Origin of the sequence: Methylobacter sp. BBA5.1 (assembly GCF_000746145.1) — a bacterium.
Classification (GTDB): domain Bacteria; phylum Pseudomonadota; class Gammaproteobacteria; order Methylococcales; family Methylomonadaceae; genus Methylobacter; species Methylobacter marinus.
This window is the reverse complement of sequence record NZ_JQKS01000014.1, coordinates 106248-123202: the sequence shown is the minus strand read 5'-3', so window position 1 is coordinate 123202 and position 16955 is coordinate 106248. Positions and strand designations below refer to the sequence as shown.

The 16955-nt window shown below is 56.0% G+C and carries 11 protein-coding genes and 1 pseudogene; 11 read left to right on the top strand and 1 reads right to left on the bottom strand.

Going from position 1 to position 16955, the window contains the following annotated elements:
• Nucleotides 1-198: 198 nt before the first annotated feature.
• The 7 genes from EK22_RS10080 to EK22_RS10045 all read left to right on the top strand — a co-directional run bounded on the left by EK22_RS10080 (nt 199) and on the right by EK22_RS10045 (nt 7778).
• The gene (locus tag EK22_RS10080) at nt 199-723 is read left to right on the top strand and encodes a M23 family metallopeptidase (protein ID WP_036250566.1); all 525 of its coding nucleotides are present in this window, start codon (nt 199-201) and stop codon (nt 721-723) included.
• Nucleotides 724-982: 259 nt separating this feature from the next.
• Complete coding sequence (locus tag EK22_RS10075; RefSeq protein ID WP_036250564.1) at nt 983-2119, top strand: MlaE family ABC transporter permease; 1137 nt, start codon at nt 983-985, stop codon at nt 2117-2119.
• 116 nt (nt 2120-2235) lie between these two features.
• Complete coding sequence (locus EK22_RS10070; protein WP_081917836.1) at nt 2236-3003, top strand: ABC transporter ATP-binding protein; 768 nt, start codon at nt 2236-2238, stop codon at nt 3001-3003.
• On the top strand, nt 2990-3904 hold the full coding sequence (locus EK22_RS10065; RefSeq protein ID WP_020160324.1) for an MlaD family protein: 915 nt from the start codon (nt 2990-2992) through the stop codon (nt 3902-3904). The genes EK22_RS10070 and EK22_RS10065 overlap by 14 nt, the downstream gene beginning before the upstream one ends.
• Nucleotides 3901-4485, top strand: coding sequence for an ABC-type transport auxiliary lipoprotein family protein (locus EK22_RS10060; protein WP_036250559.1), 585 nt, complete (start codon nt 3901-3903; stop codon nt 4483-4485). Before EK22_RS10065 ends, EK22_RS10060 begins: the two co-directional genes overlap by 4 nt.
• A gap of 796 nt (nt 4486-5281) precedes the next feature.
• Nucleotides 5282-6832 (top strand): hopanoid C-3 methylase HpnR, encoded by a 1551-nt coding sequence (hpnR, locus tag EK22_RS10050; RefSeq protein ID WP_232216374.1) that lies wholly within the window; start codon nt 5282-5284, stop codon nt 6830-6832.
• A 640-nt stretch (nt 6833-7472) separates the two neighbouring features.
• Nucleotides 7473-7778, top strand: coding sequence for a hypothetical protein (locus EK22_RS10045; RefSeq protein WP_020160328.1), 306 nt, complete (start codon nt 7473-7475; stop codon nt 7776-7778).
• A 340-nt stretch (nt 7779-8118) separates the two neighbouring features.
• Here the strand turns inward: EK22_RS10045 and EK22_RS10040 are convergent, their stop codons facing one another.
• On the bottom strand, nt 8119-10230 hold the full coding sequence (locus EK22_RS10040; protein ID WP_036250552.1) for an AAA family ATPase: 2112 nt from the start codon (nt 10228-10230) through the stop codon (nt 8119-8121).
• A gap of 537 nt (nt 10231-10767) precedes the next feature.
• Between EK22_RS10040 and EK22_RS10035 the strand changes: the two genes are divergently transcribed.
• The 4 genes and pseudogenes from EK22_RS10035 to EK22_RS10020 all read left to right on the top strand — a co-directional run.
• Complete coding sequence (locus EK22_RS10035) at nt 10768-11796, top strand: ABC transporter substrate-binding protein (RefSeq protein WP_051961839.1); 1029 nt, start codon at nt 10768-10770, stop codon at nt 11794-11796.
• Nucleotides 11780-13744: a SpoIIE family protein phosphatase gene (locus tag EK22_RS10030; protein WP_036250547.1), complete on the top strand. Its 1965-nt coding sequence runs from the start codon at nt 11780-11782 to the stop codon at nt 13742-13744. Before EK22_RS10035 ends, EK22_RS10030 begins: the two co-directional genes overlap by 17 nt.
• A complete protein-coding gene (locus EK22_RS10025) occupies nt 13737-15998 on the top strand; it encodes an ABC transporter permease subunit (protein WP_036250544.1) in 2262 nt (753 codons plus the stop codon). The genes EK22_RS10030 and EK22_RS10025 overlap by 8 nt, the downstream gene beginning before the upstream one ends.
• Nucleotides 15995-16720 (top strand): annotated as a pseudogene (locus tag EK22_RS10020) (amino acid ABC transporter ATP-binding protein); the annotation flags it as partial. The gene EK22_RS10025 and the pseudogene EK22_RS10020, both read left to right, overlap by 4 nt.
• Between the last annotated feature and the right edge of the window lie 235 nt (nt 16721-16955).

Here is a 16955-nt window from a genome sequence, read left to right as displayed (position 1 = left end):
CTCATCAGGAAATGAAAATTCATAAGCCCTTAAAATATCTGTCGGGATTTTTAACGCAGTGAGCATAATGCCGGAAGATTTGTCCTAAAAGGCATAGACACTTTGCATGGAATAAAAATTACCGCCGATGATTGTTATAGAGCAAATCTGCCGCCTGGTTTCTGATGTCAATTTTTCTCTGCCAGGCATGAGGCGGCTATGAAAAAACTTATCGCTTCGCTTATGTTGCTCGGCCTGCTCTTGGGTGCCGTCTTGCTTGCGCTTCCGCATCCTCGCGAGCTGTTTTCGCTGATAACGGCCGATGAGCCTTCGGCCTTGCCGGTTCCGGTTCAGGACGTGTCGCCCGGCGCCATTGCCGACACCTGGGGCAGTCCGCGCGGCAGCGACCGCGAGCATAAGGGCATCGACATTTTCGCCGCGCGCGGCACGCCGGTGCTGGCGCCGGTCCGGGGGTTGGTCCTGGATATAGGGCAGAACCGCCTCGGCGGCAATATCGTCAGGCTATTGGGGCCCGGTCTTCAGGTCCATTACTTCGCCCATCTGGATCGCTTCGGGCCTGTTAAAGAGTATGAATTCGTGCAGCGCGGCGATGTCATCGGCTATGTCGGCAATACCGGCAATGCCAAAGGTACGCCGCCGCATCTGCATTATGGAATCTATGCCTATCGCCAGGGCGCGGTCAATCCTTACCCGCTGCTGATGGCGGGGGCGGAAAGCCGGTGAGCTTGGGAATGGGATGAATCGAATAATTGATGTCATGCAGATAGGGCTGCTATTCCGATGACGGCATCGGGCATAAGCAACTTTTAACGGGCACTTTATGGGTTCGGATGAAAATCGGGTATGTTCCAATGAATTGATTCATACTTGAGGTCGGGTAATATTTAGTAACAACTGGGCGTCAAGCCGATTCGGGCAGGGTATAATCAAGCCGGCCCAATATATTTAAGGAAAAGTTTTTGTCTGCTACGGTGAAATATCTATGAATGATGCCGCAATAAGTCCGGACTCCCCGTCGCTGCTGAAAGTCCATACGCAAGTGGGTAATACAGTGGTCAAATTGACAGGCAACTGGACGCTCCGCAATCTGGCGATGGCGCCGTTATTGCGGCATAAGCTCGAAAAACTGGCCAAGGACGAGGCCATGCAATGGGATATGGAGGGTATTGAGGTGCTCGATAGTGGTACGGCCTTGATTCTTTGGCGGGATTGGGGGCAGCGCATGCCGGCATCACTGCGGATACGGCCGGAGCATGAGCGCTTGTTCGAACGCTGGCAGGCGCAGGAAATTGCGGAGCCTGAGCCCGAGGATCCCGGCTCGGTCCTGCTGTTTCATTACCTGCAGCGAACGATCGGAAGTTTCTGGGGGCAATTGCTGGACCTGATCATGCTGTTGGGTCAACTGGCGCTGGATATCGTTTTTCTGTTCCGGCGTCCGCGCGCCGTGCCCTGGCCCGAGATTTCCGGCACGATTTATGAGGCGGGCGTGCGGGCCCTGGGGATTACCGCCCTGGTCGGTTTTTTGATCGGCATCGTGCTCAGTTATCTGTCGGCGCTGCAATTAAAAATTTTCGGCGCTGAGATTTATATTATCGATATTCTGGGCCTGAGTGTGATTCGTGAGCTGGGGCCGCTGCTCGCGGCCATTCTGGTCGCCGGCCGTTCCGGTTCGGCGATGACCGCGCAAATCGGCATCATGCGCGTCACCGAGGAACTGGATGCGCTGTCGGCGATGGGCATTTCCCATTCGTTGCGCTTGATCCTGCCTAAAGTCACGGCGCTGGCGATTTCGATGCCGCTATTGAGCGTCTGGACCAGCGCCATGGCGCTGATCGGCGGCATGGTGTCGGCACAGAATACGCTGGATATCAGTTACCAGCAGTTTTTCCTCAAGCTGCCTGATGTGGTGCCGCTGCTCAATGTTTTTATTGGCCTGGGCAAGAGCGTCGTGTTCGGTTTGATGATCGCGCTGATTGCCTGTCATTTCGGCTTCCGTATCGAGCCCAATACCGAAAGCCTCGGCAATGAGACGACCAATTCGGTGGTGGCCGCCATTACCGTGGTGATCATGATCGATGCCGTGTTCGCCATCCTGTTCATGAATGTGGGCATGCCATGATTGAGCCACCGGTCAATTCGCCCGCATCCATGCCGTCATCGGCGGATACTCCCGGAGCCGCTCCCTGTGGCCCGGAGGACATGCCGCCGGCATCCTTGCCGTCGTACGCGATACGGATGGAAAATATCTGGACCCGCTTCGGGGAGAAGGTGGTTCATGAAAATATCAACTTGTGTCTGCCGCGCGGCGAGATTCTCGGACTGGTCGGCGCATCGGGTTCTGGCAAGACGGTGTTGCTGCGCGAAATTATCGGCCTGCAAACGCCCAGCCAGGGCGAGGTATTCGTGATGGGGCGGTCTTTGAAGAATGTCCAGGCCAACGACAGTCAACGGTTGCGGACCAATTGCGGCGTGCTGTTTCAGAAGGGCGCACTGTTCAGCGTGCTGGACGTGTTCGATAATATTGCCTTCCCGTTGCGCGAACTGGGCATTCGCGACGAGGAATTGATCAAGCACCTGGTGTTCATGAAGCTGGAAAACGTGGGGTTGTCGCCCCGGGATGCCTGGCTGAAACCGGCCGACCTGTCCGGCGGCATGACCAAACGGGTCGCCCTCGCCCGTGCGCTGATCGTGGAACCGGATCTGCTGCTGCTGGACGAGCCGACTTCGGGCCTGGACCCCATTTCCAGCGAGGATTTTGTCGAACTGTTATCGAGGCTGCATCGGGAGCTCAAATTTACGGTCTTCATGGTGACGCATGACCTGGATATATTAAGGGACTTATGCACGCTGGTGGCGGTGCTGGCCGATCACCGGCTGGTCGCGTTCGGACCGCTGGCCAGGGTCTTGGACAGCCAGCATCCTTTTGTCGAAGAATTTTTTCACAATAAACGCGCTGAGCGGGTATTTCATCACTATCAAGAGACTACGCATGGGCAGAAATAATCACGCTTTGATGACCGGCCTGTTTCTGGTCGCTTTAATCACGGCGACGGCGGCCGTGATTTACTGGATAGGCCATTTCGAGCGCGAACGCGATCTGTATGTGATTTCAACGCGCGAATCCGTGTCAGGACTCAATCCCGAGTCCACGGTATTCTACCGGGGCATTGCCGTGGGCAAGGTGCTCAAGGTCCGGTTCGATCCGAGAGATACGGGCACGATTCTGGTGCCGATTGAAGTCGATAAAGACATCACGCTGACCAAGGGCGTCTACGCCACGCTGCGATTGAAAGGCGTTACCGGCCTGACCCAGATCGAACTGCAGGATGCGGGCAACATTCAGGAGGTTTTGCCGCCAGGCAATAACCCTATGACGCGTATCCCGTTAGTGCCTTCGCTGACCGACAGGCTGATGATGTCAAGCGAGGATCTGCTAAAGAAAGCCGAGCAGATCATGGGCCGCCTTAATAGCCTGCTCAGCGAGGAAAACGAGAAAAATATCAGCGATATCCTCCGAAATTTCAATACCCTGACCAACAAGTTTTCCGATTTGCAGACAGGCATCGATAAAGCACTGGCCGGTATTCCTGCGTTAAGCGCCGATGCCCAAAAGACATTGGCCCATATCAACGCCTTGACCGACGATCTGAAGCAATTGACCCGTAATGTGCAGGCACTCAGCAATAAAGCGGAAAGCCTTGCCGATAAAGGCGAAACCACCGGCAATCTGCTGCTGGAAACGACGATGCCGAAAATAAACGATTTACTGGTTGAGTTACAGTCCGCCACGTCGCAGGTCAAACGCGTGGCCACCATGCTCGAGAACAACCCCCAGAGCTTGCTGTTCGGACCGAATGAGCCAGAACCAGGTCCGGGCGAACCCGGCTATAAGGAGCCGAAATGAGATATTCGAGTTTGTTAGTGTCAGCCATTATCATGGCGAGTGCCGGCTGCAGCGTTGCGCCCAAACCGTCGCAGCCTGCGCTGCACGACTTCGGCGCTCCTTATTTACAGTATGAAAACGGAACGTTCGCCAGGCCGGCCGTTACCGTCACCGCGCCCAAGTGGTTACGGGACAACCGCATCCGTTACCGGCTGCTCTACGCGGCACCGACACGGGTAAGGTTTTATGCCTTGGACCGCTGGATTGCGCCGCCGCCGGAATTGTTCGAGCAGCATCTGATCGCCGGGGCCAAGCCGCTGGAGTATTTACTGAATATCCGCCTGATGGATTTTGAGCAGCAGTTCGAAGCGTCGGATCGGGCCCGCGTGGTCATGCGTTTTTATCTGGAAGCCTATGCGCCCGACAGTAAACGCCAGCTCGGCGCTCACGAATTTCATCTGCAACAAGCGACGCAAACGCCCGATGCCGCGGGCGCGGTCATGGCCTTCGCCGGATTGGTGCGGCAGGCCGAAAGCAGAATTCAGAATTGGCTGGCGGGTCTGCCCGAAAGCGGCCAGCCTGATATTGCATCTGAACCGTAGGGCGGGGAATTGTTATCGACGGACAAAAAAAACCTCCCGGAGCCGGTGGCAACGGGAGGTATAAGAGATACAGAATTTGATAAGTTCTGAATTTTCACAGTCCGAGGAGGTATATGAAACGGGTGGAGATAAGCTTTTTTAGCTTGAATCTCATGGCGGCAATTATTGCCGTTAGATGCCGCGTATTATAATGCGACAATATATGGTTTACAATGCGGGTAATTATTAATAGATTGTTTCTATTTTATTGATAATAATCAATCCGGAACAGTTTGGCGTGGCGCTTATGAACGAAAGTTTCTAATCTACAAGTCGACTTTCGTCAACCGAGGAGATTTATCCACCAGGACTTGCGCAAGCCTTTGGGGGCGACTTCAGTCGCCCATTCAGATAAAAGGCGACTGCCAACAGTAGGCGCTTTAGGCGAAGTCGCCCCCACAGGTTTTAAACCCGCTTGTTTCGGCGGATGAACAGGCAAACTGCGTAAGTCCTATCCACGAAGTATATGGATTTTGTCGAGCCCATACAGCTTAGCCTTGGTGAAGCTGAAAAAACTTTGATAAAAAGTGCGGGCCCGGCAAGAGAAAAATGACCTGACTACGGACTTTGCAAGGAGCAAAAAATCAGCCCCGCTGTCATATTTCCCAGTGCCTTTGTCGATGGATATTTGGTCCATCTGAACTTGACCGGAACAGTCAGGCTTTTTATAGTGAATCGATACTATGTTTCATAAGCGCACGTTTATGCGGTAGGTGGCATGGACCGTTGCGAGTCACGATGACCAAAATAAGGAGTGATGATGAAATTTCTTGCCGTTCATCCCAGCCCGCTCATGTATACCAAAGTGTTCCTGCGCCTGGAGCCGCTTGGTCTGGAACAGGTCGCCGACACGGCCCGTCGCCAGGGTTACCAGGTTCGCCTGATCGATTTGCAGGTGGAATCGCATCAGGATCTGTACCGTCTGCTGGATGACTGGCAACCGGACATCATCGCTTTTTCATTGAATTATCTCGCCAATGTCCCGGAAGTGATCGATCTGGCGAAAGCGGCCAAGACCCGTCTGTCTCATAGTTTTGTTTTTATCGGCGGTCATAGCGCTTCATTTACGGCGGAAGAATTGCTGGAGCACGGCGAGGGCAAAATCGATGCGATTTTAAAAGGCGAGGGCGAATCAGGGCTTCCGCTGCTGCTGCAGGCCATCAAGGAAGACCGGGAAAACGTGCACTGCGTGCCCGGCGTCGTGACCATGAACGGCCAAGGCGGCCAGCCGACCTTCATGCCCGATCTGAATGACGTGTCGCCGGCGCGGGATCTGATCAGGCATCGCAAGAAATATTTTCTCGGCACGCTGGATCCGTGCGCGTCGATCGAATTTTCCAGGGGCTGTCCGTGGGACTGCTCGTTCTGCAGCGCCTGGACCTTTTACGGCCGCAGCTATCGCGTGCTGAGCCCTGAAAAAGTCGTCGAGGAAATGCAGCGTATCCGGGAGCCCGGTGTTTTCATTGTCGATGACGTGGCGTTCATTCAGGAAAAGAGGGGCTTTGAAATCGGCGAGGCGCTGGCCCGGAAGGGCATCAGGAAGGAGTATTATCTGGAAACCCGCGGCGACGTGCTGCTGCGCAACAAGGAGGTGTTCAAATTCTGGAAGGAACTCGGCATGAGCTATATGTTTCTGGGCATCGAATCGATCGACGAAGAGGGCTTGGAAAAATACCGCAAACGTATCGATTTGAGCCGCAATTTCGAAGCGCTGGAATTTGCAAGGTCTCTGGGCATCAATATCGCCATCAACATTATCGCCGATACGGACTGGGACCATGAGCGCTTCCGCGTGGTCAGGGAATGGTGCCGGGAAGTGCCGGAGATCGTCAATATCAGTATCAACACGCCTTATCCGGGCACCGAAAGCTGGCTGACCGAGTCTCGCCATCTGACGACGCGGGATTACCGGCTGTTCGATATCCAGCACGCGGTGCTGCCGACCCGCATGCCGATCGAGGAGTTTTACGCGGAACTGGTGGAAACCCAGCGGATCATGTTCACCAAGCACTTGGGCTGGGCGGCGGTGCGCGATGTCGCCAAGATCATCGGCGGCCATTTGATACGCGGCCAGACCAATTTCGTCAGCAATCTATTCAAGTTCGATAAAGTCTTCAATCCCGCGCTGCAGTTGGACGACCACCGCATGCCGGTCAAATACCAGATGAAACCGCCGGTCCGCGATGTGCAATTCGCCAATGCCAAGGCCTTGTCAAAATCCCTTTATGTTCATGAGCCCCTGGGACGCGCCGGTCGGCAGCTGGATGATGATACCGAGCGTTTTGTCGATAAAAGCAGGGGCGCATGAGCCGTATGCAGAGTACGCACCCGTAACCATTCTGGAATCAAGCCACAATCAGATCCGGCGTTGAAAATGCGGGTAATGCTGGGAGCGATGCCTTTATGCCCTTTAGGGTACACATCGCGACTTGCCGGGCGGTTTTAAATCACGAGGCAGGCGCCGTTCCAGGGGACGGCAACAGGCCGGAAACGGCCTTGACCTGAAGGGTATTGTTTTTAGCCGAATCCATAATCCATATAGGTGTCCTTACATATTGTGTATTCAGTTTGAAATACGTACTGTCGATTTATGGGGAAATTGATTAGCCTGAATATTTCACCACGAAGGACACGAACGCCTCCAAGGATGGAGGCGGTAGAATTGCGTCTGGAACAGCAATCGAGTACACGAAGGCTTTTCAATTCAAATACTTAGAAATATTTCATGATGAGCTTATGAAGTTATCGGTAATAAATGATAACGCCATGATTTTCTTCGTGTTCTCTGTGGTTTCATGAAATATCCGGGTTAGCAATTTTGCCGTGGTGATGTATGAGCATTTTCAGCCAAAAACCGCCAGTCAGTTTCTTTCAATAAATTTCGAATAGTTATAGCAATCAGACGTTACTTGGAAGCAACCCATGAAATCAAACGAAAGGGGAACTCCATGAAAGAGCAGGTTGTAACACACGAAGGCACGTTCGGGCTCTACTTGGACCCGGAAGACAAAGAAGAGAGGATTTTTTCGGGCCTTGGAAGTCCGGTCGTTCTTACGTTGAGGATGTCTTCCCCGCCTGTCGAGAGCATTGTGGAAGTAATGGTGGACGGTCATCAGATCACCGATGGAGTGATTAAACAAGTGGGGCTTGAGTCGCGAACATTCCGGATAGAAAAGGCGGAGACAATCGACTTGGTGCTGCGGGAAAAAAGTACATCGGCAACCGGCACTTATACCATTAGCGTTCTCATCTGACTCGCAAAAGGGTCATGAGCAGGCCCCAAGCAATGGACCGCCTCCCAGGACAGGAAATGATCCCGTCATTTTTCTGCATTCACCCCATCCATGGGATTATGGAGGCGGCTGAGTTGGTCTGGAACAGCAATCGAGAACACGAAGTCTTAAGTTATTGATTAACTCTTCGTGTCCTCGGAGATCTTCGCGGTAAATAGGCTTTTTATGACATTTTCGCTAACTCTTTCACGGTCTTGTTGCGATAGGCCATTTTCCGGGATTTTCCCGACATTCAAAGGATATCCGGAATCGTCCGCTTATGCCGTGAACGGTCAGTTTGTGATCCGGCCCAACGCCAGCGTCAAACACTTTTGATCTCAGACTCAATCTGAAATTCCTGACACATTCCTGACACAGTGCAGGCCGCATCGAAGCTGCGGATCTCGAACAGCGCCTCGCTCAGGCTCATTTCGCCGGCTTCCAGGAGCTTGCCGACCAGATGCTCGGTCAGCGGCATGAGCCTGGCCAGCACGGCCTTGGTTTCGCCATACAGGCGCTCGCTCTGCGCTTCCATGATGCTGCGCGTTTCCTCGTCGACCTCGCGGCTCTCGCTGGAGAGCGCGCCGAAGTTCAGGCGGGTCTTGCGGTACATGCCCATCTCGCCCACGGCGTGGTGCAGCAACTTCGTCACGCGGGTGATGTCGTTGTGCGCACCGTTGGTCGTGCCTTCCTCGCCAAAGAACAGTTCCTCATTGGCCATGCCCCCCAGCAGCACGCGCACATCATGTTCGATGTCGCCCTTGGTCTTGAGCAGGTTGGTCCCCTGTTTGTGGAAGACAAAGCCCAAGGCGTTGGTGCGCGGGTTGGCCTTGAGCGAAATCTTGATGGTCTTCATGTCGTCCAGGATCTGCTCCCAGTTGTCGTTGGTCAGCTGGCGCTCGCGCGCGAGATCCATCAGGAAGTGGCCCCATTCGTGCACGGCGATGATGCGGCGGTCGCGCTCGCGTTCCTTCGTGGCGTTGGCGTTGACGTTGCCCACCAGCACGCGCTCGGCGGCCTGCATCAGGGTATCGGCGCCGATCATCCCGCCCGTCTGCACGGCCGTGATGCCCGCCTGGTTGACAATGGTTTCCAGATCGGCCGGGCTGCGGCCTTCGGTCACTTCCACCAGATGGCGCAGGTCCAGATCGGGCAGCACCTTATCGGCCCGCTGGCCCAGGTAGTGGCCGATGATAGCCAGCCGCTCCGCCCGATTGGGCATGCGAAAGTCCACTTTCATCTGAAAGCGGCGCAGCATGGCCTCGTCCATCTCCATGGTTTCGCTGTTGAAGTTGCTGGCCACGATCCAGATGATTTCCGCTTCGTTCCTGCTGCGCACGCCATCCAGCACAGACAGAAACGTGTTCGCGGTGTCGTCGTCGAACTTGCGGCGGCCGCCGCGCTTCATGAACAGATCCTGCGCCTCGTCCAGGAAGATGATGCAGTGCTTGCGCCGCTTGGCCATGGCCACGATACGGCTGAGTGTGTTCGAGCCGCCGGACACGAAGCCCGTTTCCAGATTGGCCGCGGAATGAAACAGGATGGGCAGCCGCAGTTCCTTGGCCAGGTAGCTGGCCAGCTTGGTCTTGCCGGTACCCGCCGGGCCGCTGAACATCACATTGAAGGGCTTGAATATGCCGTACTCGGCATATTCCGCGCGGCGTTCATATTGATCCTTGATCTGGGCCACCTCGGCCTTGATGTCATCCATGCCCACCAGGTCGTCGATGGAGCCGTGCACCTGTGCCGGTTCGATGAACTTGAGCGACTTGTGCTGGCTCTTGAGCTGGAAGTACAGGAAGCCCAGCACGCCGAGCGTCAGTACGACCGTCAGTCCGCCGCTGACGCGGGCCTTCCAGTTGTCATTCTCGGACTGCGGGCGGGCACTGGCAAAGCGCTGATCCAGGAGTTCGAACAATTCAAGGCTGCCGGGGTCGAGCTCTGCGCGCGGGATGAAGGCCAGCTTGCTGCCCCAGGGCGCAGTGACGGCCTTATCGGCGAAGATCTTGGCCTCCATGTCGCTAGGGTAATAGGCATGCAGTTTGTCCTGCGATTCGACCAGGATGATGCGCTCCGATACGTTCCACAGCAGCGGTTCGTAGACCACGGTGATGCGCTCGACCGGGTTCGTTTCCAGGAAGCTCAGCACCGAGCCGGCACCGAACACCACGGGCAGCTTATCGTTGAGAGTCCACGCCTCCTCGCCCGCCGTCATGGACTTGACCTGCTCAGCCACGGCGGCCTGTTTCTGGATGAGTATGAACGAATAGATGCCGGTGACCGGAATCAGGAGGGCAACGGCCAGCACCGTCAGCTTGATGGTTATCGATTGGATCACAAACCAGTCCTGTAGCCGGCTGGCAGACTTCTTGATGGCGAGCCTAAGACGCGTTGCGGCCGGAGCCGCATCGCTGGGATTAGACAAATCTGACATGAAAGTTCCTCAAAGCGGGCGCTAGTCATATTCCGGAGCCGGAGCATGATCACGCTGAACAAAAGTCCTTTAGATCCTGATTCAAGCTCGAGGTTCCGTTGCTTTTGTGCGAATCCAGAGAAACCGGAGCAGCAAGGCTGGAAGAAGAGCTGGTGAATAAACCCGGATGTTTTATGAAATATCCGGGTTAGGTGCCGGAGTCAATTGTCAGCGTGACATCAGTCACTCATTCTTTCACAGTCTCGTATACCCTAACGGGTTCAACCCGGCGTTGAGCGATCAGGCCGATCAATGCTGCTGTGCAGTAGATAGAGCAGTAACGGTCATTGTTTTGTTTCTTGTGAAACAAACCTCAGCATTTCTTTATCTATGGTTTATGTACTGATGGGGCTTGCTGACGGTGAGGGCGGAATCAGGCAACAGATCGCTTTTATTGCCGGCGCATGGTGCGGAGATCACTGTAACTCAGCTGATTGGCCGGTTATGCAGCCGCTCCATGGGATATTACCTTTGTCCGAGTGTCAAACAGAAATGGTCATGAGCAAGATGCGGCATAAGAATTATCTTCAATGTTACAAGCGTTCACTCATCGCAGTGATGTCCGTACTGCTCATGACAGGTGTCGTTACGCTTCCTCTTGGCGCCGCCGAAGCGCCGCTGAAAAGCGCCTCCCTCATGCCGCTATGGAGTCCTCAGGCCCAGTTTGCCGGCTATTACGTGGCGCTGGACAAGGGCATCTATGCCCGGCATGGGATTGATCTCGAAATCCTCAGGGCCGGGCCCGGCTGTTCTCCTGCTGAAGAGCTCAAGAACGGCACGGCCGATTTTGCCATTCTTTGGTTGACAACCGCCCTGCAGCATCGCGCCGAGGGCGCTGAACTCGTTAACCTGGCCCAAATCATCCAGCGCTCGGCGATGATGCTGATCTCGAAAAAATCGGCCGGCATCGAAACCATCGAAGATATGAACGGCAAGAAAGTGGGGTTGTGGGAAGGCGACGTGTCGATACCGCCGCGCACGCTGTTCGCCAGGCACGGCATCAAGGTTCGGGAAGTGCGCCAGTCCCACACCGTCAATCTCTTCCTGCGCGGCGGCATCGATGTAGCTTCCGCCATGTGGTTCAACGAGTACCACACGCTGCTCAATTCGGGCATCGATCCCGAGGAATTGAACGTCATCTTTCTCAGGGACCAGGGCATGAATTTTCCGGAGGACGGGATCTACACGATGGAAAAGACGCTGCGCGACGCTCCTGTCATGGTGGAAGCCTTTGTCAACGCATCGCTGGAGGGATGGCGCTATGCCTTCGACCATCCCGACGAGACGCTGGATATCGTCATCAAACACATGCGCGAGGCGCATTTACCGGCCAACAGGATGCACCAGAAATGGATGCTGGAACGGATGCGGGACCTGATGAAGCCTGTCGATCCCCAGGCAACACCCGGCTATCTTGTCGAGCAGGACTATGAAGCCGTAGCCCGCGCCATGCAAAAACACGGCCTGATTCAAGGCTACCCCGACTACAGCGTCTTTGTCTGGAGGGCCGATGCCGGGCAAAGATAGCATTGTCATCAGGCTCGTTCTGGTTATCACGCTCTTCAGCGCCGTCATCTTTGCCGTCACGCTCGGCTATAACTATTACCGGTCCCGCGCCATTCTGCAAAACGAGCTGGAAAGCAATGCGCACAACCTTGCCATGTCACTGGTGCATCGGGTAGAGGCCCAGCTGACAGCGGTTGCCAAAGTGACGGCGGGAGTAGCCCTCTCGCTGGAAATCAGCCGGCATACGGAGCGGGAACTCCTCGATCTGATCAGAGCCACCGTCGAAAACAATCCCGAAATTTACGGATCGGCCGTCGCCTTTGAGCCCTATGCCTTCAGTGCAAGCAAGCGCCTGTATGCGCCTTATTATTACCGCGATAAGGGCAAGATCGCCTTTAGCCGCCTGGAAGACTCCTACCTCGACGTGCCTTATCTGTACTGGGACTGGTATCAGATTCCGCGCGAGCTGGGCAGACTCGAATGGAGCGAGCCGTACTTCGATGAAGGCGCCGGCAACATTCTGATGTCGACCTGTTCGGTCCCTTTCTACGAGGGCACCGGCGCTGCCCGGCAACTCAAGGGAATCGTGACCGCCGACGTTTCCCTTGAGGCGCTGACGAACTATATCTCCTCCGTCAAGATACTCAGGACCGGCTACGCGGCCCTGCTGTCCCGCAACGCGATGATACTGGCCCACCCGTTAAACGAGGCCATCATGAACGAAACGTTCTTCAGCATCGCGGAGGCGCGCAATAATCCTTACCTGCGGGCGCTCGGCAAGAAAATGGTCCGGGGCGAATCCGGCTTCGTACATTACACCAGCATAGTCGGATTCACGAGCTGGATGTATTACACGCCGATCCCCTCGACCGGCTGGACGCTGGCCGTCGTATTCCCCGAGGCGGAGCTGCTGGAGAATGTCAGAAAGTTAAGCATGACCATGGCGGCGATGGGATTGGGCGGGATATTGCTGCTGACCCTGGCGGTCATCTCCATTGCCCGCGCCATTACCAGGCCGCTGCGCTTGCTGACGGCGGCGACCGATGAGATCGCCGCCGGCAACTTCGACGTGCCGTTGCCGGCGGTGCGCTCGAATGACGAGGTCGGGATGCTCGCGCACAATTTTCAGCTCATGGAGCAGTCGCTCAAGGAATATATCCGGAACCTGACCGAGACCACCGCCGCCAAGGAACGGATCCAGAGCGAGCTCAAGGTGGCGACCCAGATTCAGGCGAGCCTGCTGCCGCGTATTTTTCCTCCCTTTCCCGAACATCCCGAGTTTGAGATTTACGCCTCCATGGTGCCGGCCAAAGAGGTGGGGGGCGACTTCTACGACTTTTTCTTCATCGATGAGAACAATCTGTGTTTCCTGATCGCGGACGTTTCCGACAAGGGGGTTCCCGCGGCGCTGTACATGATGGTGGCCAAAACCCTGCTGAAGACCGAAGGCCAGCGGCTTGGCGAGCCCGACCGGATGCTGGCCTCCGTCAACCGGATTCTCGCCTCGGACAATGACAGCTGCATGTTCACGACGGTGTTCTGCGCCATCCTGGACACCACGACCGGCCACGTGCGTTTCGCCAATGCCGGACACAATCCGCCGTTGCTTATTGACTCGCAAGGCGTGCGCTATCTGGCCTTGGAATCCGGTCTGATGCTGGGCGCGATGGCTGAAACCGTCTTTGTGACCGAGCGTCTGACCCTGGAACGGGAAGGCATTCTGTTTCTCTATACCGATGGCGTGACCGAAGCAAAAAGCGGGGAAGAGGCGTTGTATGGCGAGGAACGCCTGCTCAGGGCATTGCAAAGCGCGCCGCAAGCGGACCTCGCCAACCTGGTCCATTACATCGGCGCCGAGGTGGCGCATCATGCCGGAGACGCTCCTCAATCGGACGACATCACCATGCTGGCGATAAAAATGAAGACCAATAATGTCAATCGGCAACAGGCAGGGAAGGGACATGACTAAACCGACGCAGTTAACGCTGATTATTCTGGCGCTCATCGCTTTTGCCGCCGGCTGCGAAAAAACCGAAACGGTCATCGCCCGCCTGGATGATGCGGAAACGGCAAGAATCGGCGTGATGACCGGCTCAACCGGAGAAGCCATCACGACGGCCAGGTTCCCCAAGGCGCAGGTCAAAAGCTTCGACGATATCATGGACGCCGTTGCCGCGATGAGCTCCGGCCAGCTCGATGCCATCGTGACGGCATATCCGGCGGCGCTTCAGGTCACGAAGAAAAATCCGGCATTGGGCCTGCTGCCCGAGCCGCTGGCTTACGAAGACACCGCGATCGCGGTCAAAAAAGGCAATGACGAGCTGTTGGCCGCCTTGAACCGGATCATCTCCGAACTGAAGAGCGACGGGACCCTCGAGTCGATGAAGCGGCGCTGGTTCAAGCCGGATCTGGCGCCTTACGAAGAACTGGACATCGTGCTCCCCAAGGCAGGAACGCCGCTGAAAATAGGCGTCAGCGCCACACGCGAGCCGTTCAGTTTCGTGGACAAAGCCGGACGGGTCAGCGGCCATGACGGCGAGCTGGCGCGCATTATCGGCGCCAGACTCAACAGGCCGGTCGAGTTTTTCAACATGAAATTCATGGCGCTGATCCCGGCGCTGCAATCGGGCAAGGTGGACATGATCGTAACCGGCATGACCGCAACCGATGAACGCAAAAAATACGTCGATTTCACCCAACCCTATTACGCCAACGCGCAGGTCATGCTGGTCAGGCGGCTTCCGGCCGGCGGACGGGAACCGGCTGCCCGGCGCGCCGGACAGCTTGCCTCCGTTGAAGACCTGAAAGACAAGCGCATCGGCGTACTGGTCGGCTCCGCGCATGACACTTATGCGACCAAAAACTATCCGGATGCAACCCTTCTGCAATACAAGACGCCCGCCGATGTCGCCCTGGCGGTCAAGACCGGCAAGGTCGATGCCGCCCTGTTCGATGCCGAGCCCTTGCGCGAAATCCTGCGCCAGGACGACAGTCTGGGTGTTTTGGAGGCGTCCCTGTTTTCCTTTGACGTAGGCGTCGGCTTCAAAAAAGGCAATGAGGCACTGAGGGATCAGTTCAATCAGTTTCTGGCCCGGATCAAGCAAAACGGCATCCACGCCGACATGATCCGGCGCTGGATGGAAAAAGGCGACACGCGCATGCCGGTCATCGACAACCCCGGATCGAATGGCGTTCTGGTCGCCGGCGTCAGTGATGTCGGGCTGCCCTTTACCGCGGTCAAGGATAACCGGCTGGTCGGGTTCGATATCGAACTGGCGGAACGGTTCGCCGCGTCTCTCGGCAAAACGGTCGAATTTTCCAACATGGAGTTCGGCAGCCTGATCGTCGCCGTTTCGACCGGCAAGGTCGACATGATCGCCAGCTCCATTTATATAACGGACGAACGAAAACGGCAGATCAATTTTTCCGATCCGTATTATGAAATGGGCACCAGCGTCTTCGCCCTCAAAAAGAGTATTGCCGCTTATGACGCCGGACCCGGCGCGGCAACCGGGGCTCCCTCGTTCCTCGAAAGGACAGCCACCAGCTTTCGCAGCAACATCATGCAGGAAAACCGTTACCTGCTGATCTGGAACGGATTGAAAACCACACTGGTCATTTCCATTTTCTCGACGCTCCTGGGCACACTGCTGGGCGCGCTGGTCTGCTTCATGCGCATGTCGCCGCGGACCGTGCTCAATCTGCCGGCCAGGGTTTATATCAATATCATCCGTGGCATGCCGGTGCTGGTACTGTTGATGCTGATCTTTTATGTGGTCTTCGCGTCGGTCAATATCAGCCCGGTGCTGGTGGCGATTATCGCCTTCGGGATGAATTTTGCCGCTTACGTCTCCGAAATCTTCCGGTCCGGCATCGAAGGGGTAGGCAAAGGCCAGATCGAGGCCGGCATCGCCATGGGCTTCACCCGGGTCAAGACCTTCGTGTTCATTGTGCTGCCGCAGACCGTGCAGCGCATTTTGCCGGTCTACAAAGGGGAGTTCATCTCGCTGGTGAAGATGACGTCCATTGTCGGCTACATCGCGGTCCAGGACCTCACCAAGGCCAGCGACATCATTCGCAGTCGTACCTTCGACGCGTTCTTTCCGCTGGTCATGGTGGCGATTCTGTATTTCGTGATCGCCTGGATTCTGATGCTGTCACTGGAATACCTGGAACGGATGACCGACCCGAAATACAAACGGCGCAAGGCGGCCAGACCATGATCCGGATCGAGCACCTGTCAAAAAAATTCGGCGACCTGACCGTGCTGAAAGACATCACGACCGACATCAAAACCGGCGAAGTCGTTTCCATCATCGGCCCGTCCGGTACCGGCAAGAGCACCCTGCTGCGCTGCCTCAACCTGCTTGAAATGCCGAGCGGCGGGTCCATTTATATCAATGGCGTGGACATCCTGGACAAGAACACCGATGTCGCCAAAATACGCCAGAAGATGAATATGGTGTTCCAGTCATTCAATCTTTTTTCCCACCTGTCGGTGATGGAAAACCTGACCCTCGGGCCGATCAAGCTGAAGGGCATGAGCAAGCCGGCCGCGCAGGCCAAAGCGCTGGAACTGCTGCGTCTGGTCGGGCTGGCCGAGAAAGCCGGCAATTACCCGGACGAGCTTTCCGGCGGCCAGCAGCAGCGCGTGGCGATCGCCCGCTGCCTGGCCATGGAGCCGGAGATCATCCTGTTCGACGAGCCGACTTCGGCGCTGGACCCCACCATGATCAGGGAAGTGCTCGCGGTCATCCATCGCCTGGCCAGGGAGGGCATGACCATGGCGATCGTCACCCATGAAATGGATTTTGCCCGGAATGTATCGAACCGGGTGCTGTACATGGACGAAGGGCTGATCTACGAAGAGGGCACGCCGGAGCAGATTTTTGAGCACCCGCAAAAGGCCAGGACCCAGGCTTTCATCAACAGGATTCTCAGTTACACCCGGCGCATCAGCTCGCCGGACTACGACCTGTACGCCATGAATGCGGAAATCGAAGCCTTTTGCGAAAAGCAGATCCTGCCAAAGCAGACCCGAAACGACTTGCTGCTGGTGGTTGAGGAATTGCTGCAAATCTACAAGCCTTACCTGCGCACGGCAGTGCTGGACATGACCATCACCTATTCGGAAAAGACCGAACGCCTTGAGCTGGTCTGCGAAAGCACCGGGGAACAGG

Excerpts from the sequence above, each read along its gene's own strand:
- hpnR (WP_232216374.1), top strand. The coding sequence starts at position 5,282 with ATGATGAAATTTCTTGCCGTTCATCCCAGCCCGCTCATGTATACCAAA.
- EK22_RS10025 (WP_036250544.1), top strand. The coding sequence starts at position 13,737 with ATGACTAAACCGACGCAGTTAACGCTGATTATTCTGGCGCTCATCGCT.
- EK22_RS10065 (WP_020160324.1), top strand. The coding sequence starts at position 2,990 with ATGGGCAGAAATAATCACGCTTTGATGACCGGCCTGTTTCTGGTCGCT.
- EK22_RS10070 (WP_081917836.1), top strand. The coding sequence starts at position 2,236 with ATGGAAAATATCTGGACCCGCTTCGGGGAGAAGGTGGTTCATGAAAAT.
- EK22_RS10060 (WP_036250559.1), top strand. The coding sequence starts at position 3,901 with ATGAGATATTCGAGTTTGTTAGTGTCAGCCATTATCATGGCGAGTGCC.
- EK22_RS10030 (WP_036250547.1), top strand. The coding sequence starts at position 11,780 with ATGCCGGGCAAAGATAGCATTGTCATCAGGCTCGTTCTGGTTATCACG.
- EK22_RS10075 (WP_036250564.1), top strand. The coding sequence starts at position 983 with ATGAATGATGCCGCAATAAGTCCGGACTCCCCGTCGCTGCTGAAAGTC.
- EK22_RS10045 (WP_020160328.1), top strand. The coding sequence starts at position 7,473 with ATGAAAGAGCAGGTTGTAACACACGAAGGCACGTTCGGGCTCTACTTG.
- EK22_RS10040 (WP_036250552.1), bottom strand. The coding sequence starts at position 10,230 with ATGTCAGATTTGTCTAATCCCAGCGATGCGGCTCCGGCCGCAACGCGT.
- EK22_RS10080 (WP_036250566.1), top strand. The coding sequence starts at position 199 with ATGAAAAAACTTATCGCTTCGCTTATGTTGCTCGGCCTGCTCTTGGGT.
- EK22_RS10035 (WP_051961839.1), top strand. The coding sequence starts at position 10,768 with ATGAGCAAGATGCGGCATAAGAATTATCTTCAATGTTACAAGCGTTCA.